The sequence below is a fragment of the Streptomyces sp. NPDC040610 genome, assembly GCF_055594065.1.
This window is the reverse complement of sequence record NZ_JBVIXA010000003.1, coordinates 593,343-606,811: the sequence shown is the minus strand read 5'-3', so window position 1 is coordinate 606,811 and position 13,469 is coordinate 593,343. Positions and strand designations below refer to the sequence as shown.

Here is a 13,469-nt window from a genome sequence, read left to right as displayed (position 1 = left end):
CCTTCAACGTACCGCCCGTCACCTGCATGGACCCGCTGCTGATCGGTTACTGATCCGGGCCGCGCAGGCTGAACGCATGACACCCCAGACACCCCACACACCCCGCACATCCCAGGCACCCGCGCCCCAGAACGGATCCCGCGCCGAGCCCCGCATCGAGGGCTTCCGCTACGACCGGATCCCGGTGAGCGACGACGGCGTCCATCTGAACGCCGCCGTCGGAGGCGACCCGGCCCGCACCCCCGTGGTCCTCCTGCACGGCTTCCCGCAGACCCACCTCATGTGGCGCCACGTGGCCGTGGACCTGGCGGCGGACCACCACGTGATCTGCCCGGACCTGCGCGGCTACGGCGCCAGCGACAAACCGGCGGAGGCGGCGGACGGCCAGGCGTACGCCAAGCGGACGATGGCGGCGGACGTGGTCGCGCTGGCCCGGGCCCTCGGGCACGAGCGGTTCGCGCTCGCGGGCCACGACCGGGGCGCGCTGGTGGCGATCCGGGCGGGCCTGGACCACCCGGACGCGGTCACGCACCTGGCGTCCCTCGACGTCCTGCCGACCCTCGACATGTGGGACGTCATGCGCGGCACGTCCGCCGCGATCGGCTTCCACCTGTACCTGATGGCGCAGCCGCCGGGCCTCCCGGAGCGGATGATCTCGGCGGACCCGGACGCGTTCTTCGGCCACTTCCTGGACGTGTGGTCGGCCTCGCCGGGTGCCGTGCCGCCGGACGTGCGGGCGGCGTATCTGCGGGCGTGCCGCGAGGCGGTCCCTTCGATCGTGGCGGACGTGCGCGCGTCGGCGTTCGCGGACGTCGAGCACGACACGGCGGACCGCCTCGCGGGCAACGCGCTGCGGATGCCGGTCACGGTCCTCCAGCAGGACTGGGGCGCGGCGCTCGGATTCGACGCGGCGGGCCTGTGGCGCAGGTGGGCCCCGGACCTCACGCACCGGACGGTGTCGTGCGGCCACTTCATGGCGGAGGAGGCCCCGAAGGAGGTCACGGCGGCCCTCCGCGACCTCCTCGCCCGCCCGGGCGTGGACCTAGCCTGACCTCATGCCAACGACCCAGCTCAGCAACGGAATCCGCCTCGCGTACGACGACCACGGCGGCCCGGACGGCCACGGCGATCGCGGCGGCCGCCCGGGCCAGGACATCCCCCTGGTCCTGGTCCACGGCCATCCCTTCGACCGCTCCCTCTGGGACCCGCAGGTCGCCGCCCTCTCCGGCACGCACCGCGTGATCACCTTCGACCTGCGCGGCTACGGGGCCAGCTCGGATGAGACCAACGCCCCCGTCACCGACTTCGGCGACTTCGCCCGCGACCTCCTGTCCCTCCTGGACCACCTGGGCGTGGCGCGCTGCGCGCTCGGCGGGGTGTCGATGGGCGGCCAGATCGTGATGGACGCCTGCGCCCGCTTCCCGGAGCGCATAGCGGGGGCGCTGCTCGCCGACACGTCCCCGGCGACGGACACGGAGGCCGGGAAGGCGTTCCGCCGGGAGACGGCGGAGCGGCTGCTCGCGGAGGGCATGAAGGGGTACGCGGAGGAGGTGCTGCACAAGATGGCGGCGCCGTACAACGAGGAGGCCGCCGCGCATGTGCTCCGCATGATGCTGGCGGCCCCGCCGGAGGGCGCGGCGGCGGCCCTGCGCGCCCGCGCCGAACGCCCCGACTACCGGCCGGTGCTGCCGCGCGTCACGGTCCCGGCCCTGGTGGTCGTGGGCCGGGACGACACGTACACGCCGGTCGCGGACGCGGAGGCGATGCACGCGGCGCTGCCCGACGCGCGGCTGTGCGTGATCGAGCGGGCGGCGCATCTGCCGAACCTGGAGCGGCCGGAGGAGTTCAACGCGGCGGTACGGGAGTGGCTGGCCCGCCTCGGCTAGGCGGGCGTCGCGGGGGTGCCGACACCGGCGGCACCCCCGACAGCCCCGACACCGGCGGCGCCCCCGACACCGGCACCACCCCCGCCGCCCAGCCGCTCCGCGATCTCCTCCGCCGTCAGGACCAGCCCGAACCCCTTCCGCAGCACGGCGAGTTCCGGCTCCTGCCGGGACTCGTCGTCGGTGGCGGTGACGTCCGCGCCGAAGACGACGTGGTAGCCGCGTTCGTAGGCCTGGCGGGCCGTGGTGCCGCAGCAGTAGTTGGTGAGGGTGCCCGTGACGACGACGGTGTCACGGCCGAGGTTGCGGAGCATCGTGTCGAGCGGGGTGTCGTAGAAGGCGCCGTAGGACGGCTTGCGGATGACGGGCTCGTCGGGGCGGCGGCCCAGCGGGGCCCACACCTCGGCGGGGCCGGGGCGGCGCCAGCCGGTGTCGCCGTGCGGGAGTGCGGCGAGGGCGCGCGGCCGGTCGAGGCCGAGGTGGGTGTCGTCGAAGATGGTCCAGACGACGGGGACGGCCGCGGCCCGGCACGCCTCGACGAGGCCGTGCAGCCGGGGTGCCATGCGGGTCGCGGCCGGCACCCAGTAGGGGCTCCAGCCGGGCCGTACGAACTCGTCCTGCATGTCGATGACAAGGAGTGCGGTGCGCTCGGGCCGGATGTCGAAGGTGGCCCGGCCGTGCGCGTAGGCGTCCCGCGCCCGCGCGGTCACCCATTCCTCGGTGTACTCCATGCCCACTCCCTCGCCCTCGCCCATGTCCACACCCCTCACATTCCGTACCTCGATGCGAGGTACCTCGATTCGATGTGCGAGACTAGCACCATGCTCGAACTCGCGATCCTGGGTTTCCTGGCCGACGGCCCGCTGCACGGCTATGAACTGCGGCGCAGGATCGCGCACTTGTCGGGCCACAGCCGCCCGGTCAGCGACGGCAGCCTCTATCCGGCGATCAACCGCCTGGTCGCGGCGGGACTGCTGGCCCGCCGCACCGAGCCGGGCGCCTCGGCGGCCCGCCGCCACACCCTGAGCCTCACGGACGAGGGCCGCGCCGACCTCGTACGCCGCCTGCGGGAACCCGCCGACCTGGACATCAGCGACGGCGGCCGGTTCTTCACGGTCCTGGCGTTCCTTTCCCACCTGCCGGACACCGCCGACCAGCACGCGGTGCTGCGCCGCCGCCTCGCGTTCCTGGAGGAGCCCGCGAGCTTCTTCCACGACGGGGACCGCCCGCTGGCGGCCGAGGACACCGAGGACACGTACCGCAGGGGCATGCTCACGATCGCGCGGGCCACGAGCCGGGCCGAGCGGGCCTGGCTGCGCAAGGTGCTCGGCGACTGACGGGCGCCGCCGTCACGGAAGGGGCGGCCGACGCGAAGTCGTGGCCGAAGAGGGGAGTTTTTACCACTGCCTTCCGGTCACGCTGCTTTCGATAATGCGTACATGAAGAGCACACGACAGAACAGCGACGCGGTCCCGGGTGGCTTCAGGGCCGCGGGCGGTCTCAAGGCCTTCCGCCGCTCCCTGACCCTGTGGTTCCTGGCCCACCGCGCGATGTGCCTGTTGCTGCGGGTCGGCATCGTGTCGGAGACGCTGCGCGGCCCGGTGGGCCTGAAGCTCCTGCCGGGCGCGGTGCGCAGGGTGCGGGCCCTGGCGGACAGGGAGCGGGCGTACGCGAAGAGCTGGTCGGGCGTCGACATCCCCGCGGTGTACCCGGAGCTGCCCGCGTCCGGTGCGGAGCGGGCGAAGGCGCTGCGGTCCCAGCTGCTCGACAAGGGCAACCAGGTGCACCGGGACTGGCGTTGGGTGCACATCCACGCGTTCGTGGGCGGCGCGATCGCCTTCGGCCCGCTGGCCCTCGCCCTCACCGGCGTGTGGGGTCTGTGGACGGCGGCGATGGGCACGGAGCTGCCCGCCGAGTGGGACAGCCTGTGGTTCCTGTTCATCCCGGTCGGCGACCCGGCGACGGCGGCGCTCGCGGGCGTGCTCGGGACGGCGCTGCTCCCCCTGTCGGTGTTCTGGGCGGCCCCCCTCTCCCTCCGCCTGCACGCCCGCTACCTGAACATGCTGCTCGCGCCCAGCGAGTCCGAGCTGCTCGCCGCCCGCGTGGAGCACCTGAAGTCGACCCGGTCCGACGCCGTGGACACGCAGATGACCGAGATCCGCCGGATCGAGCGGGACCTGCACGACGGCGCGCAGGCCCGCCTGGTGGCGATGGGCATGACCCTGAACGCCGCCGAGCACCTCCTGGAGACCAACCCCGACGCCGTCCGCGACCTCCTCGTCGAGGCCCGCCAGTCCTCAACGGCGGCCCTGAAGGAACTCCGTGACCTGGTCAAGGGCATCCACCCGCCGATCCTCGCGGACCGCGGTCTCGCCGATGCCGTACGCTCCCTCGCGATGATCAGCCCCCTGCGCACCGAGGTCGTCATCGACCTCCCCGCCCGCCCCGAACCGCCCGTCGAGTCGGCGATGTACTTCGCGATGGCGGAGATCCTCACGAACGCGGCCAAGCACTCCGGGGCCGAGCGCTGCTGGATCGACCTGCGGTACGAGGCCGGGGCGCTGCGGGCGTCCGTCGTGGACGACGGGCAGGGCGGCGCGGACGTGTCCGCGGGGACCGGACTGCGCGGTGTCGAGCGGCGGCTCGCCCACTTCGACGGTGTCCTCGCCGTGAGCAGCCCGGTGGGCGGCCCGACCCAGATGACGATGGAGCTGCCGTGCGAGTTGTCCTCGCCGAAGACCACTTCCTCCTGAGGGACGGCGTCACCCGCCTCCTTGAGGCCTTCGGCCACGAGGTCCTGGCCGCCGTCGACAACGGCCCACTCCTCCACGAGGCCCTGACGTCCCTGCGTCCCGACGTCGCCGTCGTCGACGTCCGCCTCCCCCCGTCGTTCAGCGACGAGGGGTTGCGCGCGGCGGTCTCGGCCCGGACGGAGGTGCCCGGCCTGCCGATCCTGCTCCTCTCCCAGTACGTCGAGCCCTTGTACGCCCACGAGTTGCTGGCCACGGGCTCCGAGGGCGTCGGCTACATCCTCAAGGAACGCGTCTCCGACGGCGCCGAGTTCATCGCCACGATCGAGCGGGTCGCGGCCGGCGGCACGGCGATGGACCCCGAGGTGGTGTCCAAGCTCGTCACCGGCAAGTCCCGTGACGAGCCCCTGAACTCCCTCACCCCGCGCGAGCGCGAGGTCCTGGAGTGCCTGGCCCAGGGCCTCTCCAACGCGGGCATCGCGGAGACCCTCTTCGTCACGGAGAAGGCAGTGGCCAAGCACATCAGCAACATCTTCATGAAGCTGCAACTCCCGCCGACGGAGTCGGCGAACCGGCGGGTGCTCGCGGTGCTCGCGTACCTGGACCGCTGAGCGTCCTTGACGGCTCCCCGCCTGTGACGGACTCTGCGGACGCGGGAATGTGACCGCAGTTCAGGCGCGGAAGGCATCGATCATGTAGGTGGCGAAGCGGCGGGAGGCTGTGAGGCGGGTGGCGGGCGGGGCGTGCTGGATGCCCTGGTGGGCCATGAGCAGCAGCATGAGGTCGTCGACGACGAAGCCGGGGCGCAGGTGGCCGGTGGCCTGGGCGCGGCGGGACAGGTCGGCGACGGCGCGCAGCGTCCGCTGCCGGTCCGCGGCGAAGTCGTCGGCCTCGGGGTAGGCCGTCATGAACGCGTCGGCGAACCCCCGGCTGCGGGCGTGGAGTTCGCAGATCTCCTGGATCAGGTACTGGAATCCGCGCCACGCGTCCGGGTCCGCGAGGGCGTCCCGGACGATCGCGTGGCAGACGCGCCGCTGCTCGGCGTAGGTCTCGATGATCAGGTCCCGCTTCGTCGGAAAGTGCCGGTAGAGCGTGGCGGGGCCCACGCCCGCGTGCCGGGCGACCTCGCGCATGGGTGCGCCCAGGCCGTCCTCGCCGAACACGACGCGGGCGGCGTCCAGGATGCGGGCCCGGTTGTCCCGGGCGTCGGAGCGAGTCAAACGGTCAGTCATGGCGTCTCACTTCGGCTGAACGGACGGGGGCGTCCGTTACGTTCCGATGGCGGTGGCACCACCCGCGTGGTGGCCCCGTATCCGTGCCTTCACCGACCCCTGGGAGCTGGGATGAAAGCCGTCGTGATCAAGGAGTTCGGGACCGCCGACGGTCTTGAGGTGGTCGATCTGCCCGTGCCGGATCCGGCGCCGGGGCAGTTGGGGGTCGCCGTCGAGGCGGTCGGCGTCGGCGGTGTGGACGCCGTGATCCGCCGGGGGACGCTCGGCGACTTCGGCTTCCGGGAGGGCCATCTCCTCGGCAGTGAGGTCGCGGGGCGCGTGACCTCGCTGGGAGAGGGCGTGGACGACTCGTGGCTGGGGCGGCGCGTGTGGGCGTTCACCGGCTTGTCCGGCGGGTACGCCGAGCAGGCTGTCGCCGAGGTCGAGGAGGTGGTCGAGCTGCCCGACGGCCTGAGCGGCGTCGACGCGGTGACGCTCGGCAACTCCGGTCTCGTCGCCCACTTCGCCCTGGAGCGCGCCGGGTTCACGCCCGGCGAGACGGTCCTCGTGCGGGGCGCGGCGGGCAGCATCGGGATCACCGCGGTCCAGCTGGCCGCCAGGGCCGGGGCGGGCGCGGTGGCCGTCACCACCTCGTCGCAGGAGCGCGGGGCGCGGCTGCGGGAGCTGGGTGCGACGCACGTCCTCGACCGCGCGGGCCAGGGCGCCCCCGACGCACCCGAGGGCTACGACGTGATGATCGACCTGGCGGCGGGCGACCAACTCCCCCTCTTCCTCAACAAGTTGAACGCCAACGGTCGCTTCATGGCCGTCGGCCTCATCGCCGGGTTCCCGCCGCCCGACTTCGGCACCCGCCTGCTCGCCGCCTTCCGCAGCTCGGTCACGTACGCCACGTTGAGCCTCGACACGGTGCCCGTCGCGGACAAGCAGGCGGCGCGCTCGGCCCAGTTCGCCAACGCCGCAAGCGGGGACCTGCGCACGGTCGTGCACGAGGTGCTGCCGCTGGACCAGGCGGCGCGGGCCCATCGGGGGATGGACGAGGGGCGGGTGTTCGGGAGGGTGGTGCTGGTGCCCTGAGGGGGGCGGGGCGCCGGGGCCGACGGCGCGAGGAGTCCACTGCGGGACCCGGACCTCACGGAGTCGGACAGCCGGACCTCACGGAATCCGACAGCCTGACTTCACGGAGTCGGCACCGAGGTCAGGGGCCCCGTGGCGGGGCCGGTGCGGTCCGGTACGCCGTGCGGGGCCAGGAGTCGCTCGCCCTGGCCAGGCGCCCCGGGACCTCCGGCGCCCGAGCTCCGCCTCGGCACCACCGACGACGCCAAGTGCCGCCGAACCATCACGCCATCACAGTCACACCCCACGCCGACGGTCGCCTACGAGCCCGGTCTCGTAGGCGACGATCACAAGCTGGGCACGGTCGCGTGCATGCAGTTTGGCGAGGAGGCGACCGATGTGGGTTTTGACCGTGGCCAGGCTCAGGTGGAGGTGTTGGGTGATCTCTGTGTTGGACAGGCCGCGGGCGATCAGGCCGAGTACCTCCAGCTCACGGTTGGTGATCGCGTCCAGCGATCGGCTCGGCGGTCGGGTCGGCTCTGGGCGGCGGGCGAACTCCCCGATCAGGCGGCGGGTCACGGAGGGAGCGAGCAGTGCCTCGCCTGCGGCGACCACGCCGATGGCGGTGAGGACCTCGGCCGGCGGGGTGTCCTTCAGCAGAAAGCCCGCGGCGCCGGCGCGCAGGGCGGCGTAGACGTACTCGTCCAAGTCGAAGGTGGTGAGGATGAGGACGCGAACGCCGGACAGGGCCGGGTCCGAGCAGATCTGCCGGGTCGCCTCAATGCCGTCCAGGTTCGGCATGCGTACGTCCATCAGCACGACGTCCGGTCGTTCGCGGCGGGCGAGTTCGACGGCCTCCATGCCGTCTGCGGCCTCGCCCGCGGCGGTCATGCCGGGCGTGTGATCGACAAGGGTGCGGAAGCTGCCGCGCACCATTGCCTGGTCGTCGGCGATCAGCACCCGGACCTGTGGCTCGTCAATCATGCTTGTTGCTTCCCTTCGGCGGGCAGCCGGACCGACACCGCGAAGCCGCCCTCCTGCCGGGGCCCCGCCTCGAAGCTGCCGCCGTACATCATCGCCCTCTCCCGCATCCCCAGGAGACCGTGTCCACCTGGCAGTGGACGGTTGGCCGGTGGGTATCCGGGCGGTGGTCCCTCATCCTCGACATCGATGCGGATCTCGCACGTGTCCGCCTCGACCATGACCCGGCAGCGGGTGGGAGCAGCGTGCCGGACAGCGTTGGTGAGGGCCTCCTGGACAATCCGGTAGATGGTCAGCTGTGTCCCCTCGGCCAGGCTCTGCGTGCCGCGCACCGTCAAGTCGACGTCCACCCCCGCCCGGTTCGTCTCCGCAGCGAGCGAGCCGAGGCGGTCGAGGTCCGGCACAGGCCCCAGGGGTGCGCCTTCGGTGCGCAGTACGCCGAGCGTGCGCCGCATCTCGGTCAGTGCGGAACGGCTTGTCTCCTCGATGACCTTGAGCGCGGCCCGCGCCTCCTGCGGGTCGGCCTCCGCCACATGCCCGGCAATACCCGCCTTGACGGCGATCAGGCTGAGGTTGTGCGAGACGATGTCGTGCAGCTCCCGGGCGATCCGCAGGCGCTCCTCGTCCAGCGCGCGCTCCGCCCTGCGCTGCTCTTCCCGCCCGGCCCCGACCCGCCGACCACGCACGGCGAATCCCGCGCCCCAGGCCCCTCCGATCACCACCAGTACCAGCGCGGCCACGCCTGCGGCACCCTGCCTGTCCTCAGCGGGAGTGACCACCGCCTGGCAGAGGTAGACAGTGCCGCACGCCACCGGCAGCGTCACGACGAGCGCGAGCACGGACCGGCGGACGGGCTCGGCCAGCCCGACGAGGTATGCCGCCAGACCGGCGGCGATGTGCGGCTCGCGAGGGATGTCGAGGAGCGACGCCGCGGTCAGAGCAGCGAGTACGATCCCCAGGACCAGGAGCGGCAAACGGCGGCGTACGGCGATCGGCAGGCCGACCGCGGCGGCGATCAGGAAGCCCAGCCAGGCAGGACCTGTGTAGGCGGGCTGGCCGTCGTCGGCGGTCAACCGGGCGAAGCCGACGTACATGGCTGTCAGAGCCAGGGCCGCGGCGAGGTCGAGGGCGTAGAGGTGACGCTGCCCCTTGAGCTTCATGGCCCGACCGTACCTGTACAGGTGCACTCAGCCGGCCTGTCCGAGCAGCACCATCAGCCCGAGCACCACCAGGGTCAGCGGCACCCAGCACAGCACCGCCTTGCCGCTAGGACGGGGCCCTTCACGCAGCAGCGCCAGGCCCAACGGCACCAGCCCGACGCACAGGCCGGCCAAGGCCACCAGGGACAGCGGCGTGGTCCCTTTGAGTACTCCGAGAGGCAGTGCCGCCATGAGGCCGAGTGCGGCGGCACGGACCGGGCCGAGCACCCGGGTGCGCCAGGCCCCGAGGGCCAGGATGAGCCACCCCGCGAGGATGGCGAGGTTCAGCGCGGCGAAGACGTGGAAGGCGCCGTAGCCGTCGGAGACCGCCTCGGTGGCAGCATCGACTCCTTGGGAGCGCACCAGTTGAAAGGCCAGGTGGTCCACTCCTGCATGGAAAGCGCGGGCGAACAGCCCGAACATCACCAGGCCCCCGCCCCACAGGCTCCAGCTGGCGCTCCGGACCCCGATCCGTGCAGCCACCACCGCCACCGCGGGCCAGAGCAACAGGCTGCCTGCGGCAAAGAGGCCGTACGCGGTGGCCATCAGGGTGGGGTGCTGCTCGTACGCGGCGAGCTGATCGGGGTAGAAGAAGTGAAAGCGGACCCGCAGCAACGCGCCGGCCAGCATCAGGAGTGGTCCGAGCACCATGGCGGTGCCGCCCACCCAGCGTCCGGGGAAGCCTGTGCCCTCCAGTCGCTCCACAGGCAGCGCGCCACGCAGTCGGGCGCCGATCGTCGCGGCCGGGGCAGCCATGGATGTCGTCGTGTTTTTCATACTGTTGACGATGCCTTCGCCGCCCCTGCGGGGCGTCGGACCAAGATCTGAACTGCAGCGTCAGACCTGGGTATGACCCGTCGAGCGCCGGAACTGCCCGACCCACCAGGCCCGCACGCTCAACTCCTCCTGCGTGAGCCCCGTCCCCTCCCTCCGCGCACGCGGCTCCTCCCCGTACCGCAGCCGGGACTCCGGACTGTCCTCGATGGCCATCGCAACACCCTCCCGCGCCGGCACAGTTGTCAAGCCCCGCCTACCGGCGAGGCCAGCCGCGGCCGCTTCACCCAGGCGACGATCCGCGTGGACGACCTGCGGGCGGCGACACCGGTCGAGGAGAGCGAGATGCGGACGTGGTGGCAGCGGAAGGCGGAGCTTTACGGGAACGACTGGTAGGCGGCACACCCGCCTCGTAGGCTGTCGGCGTGACGACCGAGGGAGCGGACTGGACCCCGCGGTCCCGCGTGCCCCGGATCGCCGTCCTCTCGGGCGCGCAGGACCTGCAGAGCGCACTCTGGAGCTACTACGACTCCCTTGCCGCACAGGATGTTCGGCACAGCGTCGGCTCCGGCATGTCGGCGATGCTCGACGCACTCCACTTCCTCACGTACCTGAGCGAGATCGAGTCGGAGTTGCGCGCGACGCTCGCGGAGACAGCAGAGGAAGACACACGCCTGCCGCAGGCCACAGCGCCGTCGATGCACGGTACCGGTGGGCCGGTGCACACGGCCGCGTACGCCGAGGAAGCCCGTCGGATCGCGGACGCCCTGACCGCCCTCATCGCCCTGATCCAGGAGGACTTGGCGAAGGCGCTCGGCCTGCGCGACTACGAGTACGCGGACACCGTCCCGAGACACGACCGCTCCCCGTGCGGCGTGGTCCGCCTGACCACGCCCACGATCCCGCGCGCGCCGGGACGGCCGAACTCCCCATCGATCACGACTCGATGGGGCGTCTCGGCTGCGCGCCCCCTGGGAGAGGCACACGCGGCGTAGCCGACACGCCCCCGGCTCCGGCTGGGAAGGCCACTGAATGTCTCCGCTCGACCTGCTCGATCTGCTTCCGGACGCGCCCTGGTGGGCGATCTGGCTCCTCGCTCTCCTGCTGGTGCTCACGGCGTGCGTCACGCGCGTCGCCAAGGCCTTCCTGCCGCCCCCGGCGGACCGGGGCCAGTGGTGGCGCGACTTCTGGAACCGCCGCGACCGGTGACGTCACCCCCGTCGTCCGGCCCAGAGTCGTTGAGGGGTGAATAACGGCTGAAACCGGGCCGTATCGGGATCACGGTCCGCGCTCCTAGGCTGACGGCTGCGCACCGCCGGTGCGTGTGCGACCCGTCGTTCCGGGAGGTTGACCGTGGCAGCACAGCCAGGCCAGTCAGCAGTGTCCGAGGGCATCTACCTCATCAAGAACGAGGCGAGCGGACTGTACGCGGGGGTGCAGCCGGGAGGAGGCGCCAAGCAGGGCGCGAAGGTCGTACTGGAGGCGCTGCACGCCGAAGGGGTGGAGCGGCACCGGCAGTTCTGGCATCTGAAGCCGCACAGCGCGCGCGAGGGCGCGTGGACGTTGCAGAACGTCCACAGCACGCTGCGCATGGACATCATGGTGAACCGGAGCCGCGCGGGCGCGGCGGTGCAGCAGTGCCCGCCGGAGTCGCGGGACGACCTGCTGGTCACGCAGTTGTGGCGGCCGGAGCGGATCGGCGACGACCTCTACTCGTGGGTGAACGTGAACAGCGGCAAGCACCTCGGGGTGCGCGGCGAGCGGCAGGAGCCGGGCGCCGAGCTGGAGCAGGGGGAACCCAAGACGGAGGAGGGGCGCGGCACGCAGGCGTGGCGCCTGGAGCCCGTGCCCGCGCGGGGCGAGACGAAGGCGTTCGACGCGCTGACCGCGCGGATCGTCTCTCCGGGCACCTTCTCCACGCCCGCGAACGTCCTCGCCTCGGCGGTCAAGGGCATCCTGGACGTCGGCGGCGGCGTCTTCGAGACGATGGCCAAGACGGTCCCGGACCCGCGGGCGCCGTATCTGCGCTTCGACGGCTTCCGCGGCGACGAGTTCATCCGCTTCTCGCCCCGCCTCGGCATCGAGTCCGGGCCGAAGAAGACCAGCGAACAGTTCCAGCGGCTCCCGCACGGGTTCCCGTCCCCCGACGCGGATGTCATCAACACCCGTAAGGGCAGCCCCTACACGCACGCCGCCGTGCTCGACCACGACATCCAGGAGTTCTCGGAACGGACGGTGGCCGACGCGGGCAGGGTGCTTCCCGCGGACCTCCAGGGTGTACGCATCAGGGCGGTCACCGCCGCCGACCCCAAGGGCGACCGGCTCGTGTACTTCCTTGGGAGCCATACGGTGCTCACCCTGCTCGACGACCCCGAGTACACGCAGAAGTTCACGCTGCCGCACGCGCCCGGCGAGTTCCTGGCCAACCTCGACACCGCCACCTCCGCCCCCTTCGACGACGCCATGCACTACTTCCTGCTCAAGGGCGACGAGTTCGTGATCGTCAGCGAGGGGAAGCTGGTGCAGGGGCCGACGAAGCTGACGGACGCCTACCCCTTCCTCAAGGGGGTGTGGCTGTAGCGCGCGGCCGGGTCACACCACGGCCCGCAGCCAACTCACCAGGATCCCGTTGACCTCCTCGGCCCGCTCCTGCTGCACCCAGTGCCCACAGCCCTTGAGGATGTGGGACGCGGCAAGGCCGGGGAGCGTCACGGCGTACGCGTCGAGGGCGGCGGACAGCCACTGGAGGGACGGGTCCAGCTCGCCCGCGACGAACAGGGACGGCTGCGTGAGGGCCGCCCCGTCCCACGCCGCGAGGTCCGCCCAGTCGCGGTCCATGTTGCGGTACCTGCCCAGCGGCCCGGTCATGCCTCCCCGCTCGAACTCGGCCGCGTACACGTCCAGTTCCGCCTCGGAAAGCCACTCCGGGAGCGGCCCGCCCTGCGGGAAGCGGTCGGACATCCGGCCGCCCTTCGGCACGAAGTGCAGGCTCGGCGCGTCCGGCGGCGGCATCGTGTCGCCGGACAGGGCCGTGTAGAAGCCCTGGATCCAGCCGCGCACGTCCGGCTCCATGTCGGCCTCGGCGCGGCCGGGCTCCTGGAAGTAGGAGATGTAGAAGTCCTCGTCGCCGGGGATCGCGGCGAACGCCTCGGTGGGGCGGGGGCCGCCCCGGGGCGCGTACGGCACGCTCATCAGGGCGGCCGCGCGGAAGACGTCGGGCCGGAGCAGGGCCGAGTTCGCCGCGATGGGCGAGCCCCAGTCGTGGCCGACGATCACGGCGGTCTCCTCGCCGAGCGCGCGGACGACGCCCACGTTGTCGGCGACGTGCGCGAGCATCCCGTACGCCGCCGTGTCCCGCGGCTGCGACGAGCGGCCGTACCCGCGCACGTCGATCGCCACCGCCCGGTATCCGGCCTCCGCGAGCGCCGGGAGCTGCCGCCGCCACGAGTACCAGGTCTCCGGGAAGCCGTGCACCAGGAGGACCAGCGGGCCGGAGCCCTGCTCCACGGCGTGGATGCGGATGCCGGGGCTCTCGGGCAGCTCCAGCAGGCGGTGCTTCACATCGAGTGCGTCGGTCATGGTCATGGCTCCTCCGGA

General features: G+C 72.2%; 16 protein-coding genes. 9 read left to right on the top strand and 7 right to left on the bottom strand.

The genetic code is table 11. The annotated features are described in order from the left end of the window. Nucleotides 1-76: 76 nt before the first annotated feature. Both ACZ6AA_RS15430 and ACZ6AA_RS15425 read left to right on the top strand, forming a co-directional pair. Entirely contained in the window at nt 77-1,051 is a 975-nt protein-coding gene (locus tag ACZ6AA_RS15430) for an alpha/beta fold hydrolase (RefSeq protein WP_471458388.1), read from the top strand. Between the two features lie 4 nt (nt 1,052-1,055). After that, the gene (locus ACZ6AA_RS15425) at nt 1,056-1,886 is read left to right on the top strand and encodes an alpha/beta fold hydrolase (RefSeq protein ID WP_468482933.1); all 831 of its coding nucleotides are present in this window, start codon (nt 1,056-1,058) and stop codon (nt 1,884-1,886) included. Here the strand turns inward: ACZ6AA_RS15425 and ACZ6AA_RS15420 are convergent. Continuing rightward, nucleotides 1,883-2,614 carry a cysteine hydrolase family protein gene (locus ACZ6AA_RS15420; RefSeq protein WP_468460157.1) on the bottom strand — a complete coding sequence of 244 codons (732 nt, stop codon included), beginning with the start codon at nt 2,612-2,614 and terminating at the stop codon, nt 1,883-1,885. The genes ACZ6AA_RS15425 and ACZ6AA_RS15420 overlap by 4 nt on opposite strands. A gap of 90 nt (nt 2,615-2,704) precedes the next feature. Between ACZ6AA_RS15420 and ACZ6AA_RS15415 the strand changes: the two genes are divergently transcribed. The 3 genes from ACZ6AA_RS15415 (at nt 2,705) to ACZ6AA_RS15405 (ending at nt 5,244) form a co-directional block, all read left to right on the top strand. Beyond that, a complete protein-coding gene (locus ACZ6AA_RS15415) occupies nt 2,705-3,220 on the top strand; it encodes a PadR family transcriptional regulator (RefSeq protein WP_471458385.1) in 516 nt (171 codons plus the stop codon). A gap of 102 nt (nt 3,221-3,322) precedes the next feature. Then, nucleotides 3,323-4,636, top strand: a complete 1,314-nt coding sequence (locus ACZ6AA_RS15410) for a sensor histidine kinase (RefSeq protein ID WP_468460161.1) — start codon at nt 3,323-3,325, stop codon at nt 4,634-4,636. Continuing rightward, on the top strand, nt 4,600-5,244 hold the full coding sequence (locus ACZ6AA_RS15405; protein ID WP_471458382.1) for a LuxR C-terminal-related transcriptional regulator: 645 nt from the start codon (nt 4,600-4,602) through the stop codon (nt 5,242-5,244). Before ACZ6AA_RS15410 ends, ACZ6AA_RS15405 begins: the two co-directional genes overlap by 37 nt. A 60-nt stretch (nt 5,245-5,304) precedes the next feature. Here the strand turns inward: ACZ6AA_RS15405 and ACZ6AA_RS15400 are convergent, their stop codons facing one another. Then, nucleotides 5,305-5,865, bottom strand: coding sequence for a TetR/AcrR family transcriptional regulator (locus ACZ6AA_RS15400; RefSeq protein ID WP_471458380.1), 561 nt, complete (start codon nt 5,863-5,865; stop codon nt 5,305-5,307). A gap of 111 nt (nt 5,866-5,976) precedes the next feature. On the opposite strand from ACZ6AA_RS15400, the gene ACZ6AA_RS15395 reads away from it, so the two are divergent. Next, complete coding sequence (locus tag ACZ6AA_RS15395; protein WP_471458378.1) at nt 5,977-6,939, top strand: zinc-binding dehydrogenase; 963 nt, start codon at nt 5,977-5,979, stop codon at nt 6,937-6,939. A gap of 276 nt (nt 6,940-7,215) precedes the next feature. Here ACZ6AA_RS15395 and ACZ6AA_RS15390 read toward each other — a convergent pair whose 3' ends face one another. From ACZ6AA_RS15390 to ACZ6AA_RS15375, 4 genes are read right to left on the bottom strand one after another with little or no spacing between them, the layout of a single operon-like run. Beyond that, the gene (locus ACZ6AA_RS15390; RefSeq protein WP_468482925.1) at nt 7,216-7,902 is read right to left on the bottom strand and encodes a response regulator; all 687 of its coding nucleotides are present in this window, start codon (nt 7,900-7,902) and stop codon (nt 7,216-7,218) included. Then, on the bottom strand, nt 7,899-9,059 hold the full coding sequence (locus ACZ6AA_RS15385; RefSeq protein WP_471458376.1) for a sensor histidine kinase: 1,161 nt from the start codon (nt 9,057-9,059) through the stop codon (nt 7,899-7,901). Before ACZ6AA_RS15385 ends, ACZ6AA_RS15390 begins: the two co-directional genes overlap by 4 nt. A gap of 27 nt (nt 9,060-9,086) precedes the next feature. Further along, nucleotides 9,087-9,875, bottom strand: a complete 789-nt coding sequence (locus tag ACZ6AA_RS15380; protein ID WP_468482923.1) for a hypothetical protein — start codon at nt 9,873-9,875, stop codon at nt 9,087-9,089. A gap of 60 nt (nt 9,876-9,935) precedes the next feature. Further along, nucleotides 9,936-10,088 (bottom strand): hypothetical protein, encoded by a 153-nt coding sequence (locus ACZ6AA_RS15375; protein WP_471458374.1) that lies wholly within the window; start codon nt 10,086-10,088, stop codon nt 9,936-9,938. Nucleotides 10,089-10,297: 209 nt separating this feature from the next. Between ACZ6AA_RS15375 and ACZ6AA_RS15370 the strand changes: the two genes are divergently transcribed. From ACZ6AA_RS15370 to ACZ6AA_RS15360, 3 genes are all read left to right on the top strand, one after another. Then, nucleotides 10,298-10,867 (top strand): hypothetical protein, encoded by a 570-nt coding sequence (locus ACZ6AA_RS15370; RefSeq protein WP_471458372.1) that lies wholly within the window; start codon nt 10,298-10,300, stop codon nt 10,865-10,867. Between the two features lie 37 nt (nt 10,868-10,904). Further along, nucleotides 10,905-11,081 (top strand): hypothetical protein, encoded by a 177-nt coding sequence (locus tag ACZ6AA_RS15365; protein WP_468460177.1) that lies wholly within the window; start codon nt 10,905-10,907, stop codon nt 11,079-11,081. A gap of 144 nt (nt 11,082-11,225) precedes the next feature. Next, nucleotides 11,226-12,452 (top strand): RICIN domain-containing protein, encoded by a 1,227-nt coding sequence (locus ACZ6AA_RS15360; protein ID WP_468460179.1) that lies wholly within the window; start codon nt 11,226-11,228, stop codon nt 12,450-12,452. A 12-nt stretch (nt 12,453-12,464) separates the two neighbouring features. On the opposite strand, the gene ACZ6AA_RS15355 is transcribed toward ACZ6AA_RS15360, so the two are convergent. Next, nucleotides 12,465-13,457 carry an alpha/beta fold hydrolase gene (locus ACZ6AA_RS15355; protein WP_468460181.1) on the bottom strand — a complete coding sequence of 331 codons (993 nt, stop codon included), beginning with the start codon at nt 13,455-13,457 and terminating at the stop codon, nt 12,465-12,467. Nucleotides 13,458-13,469: the final 12 nt, after the last annotated feature.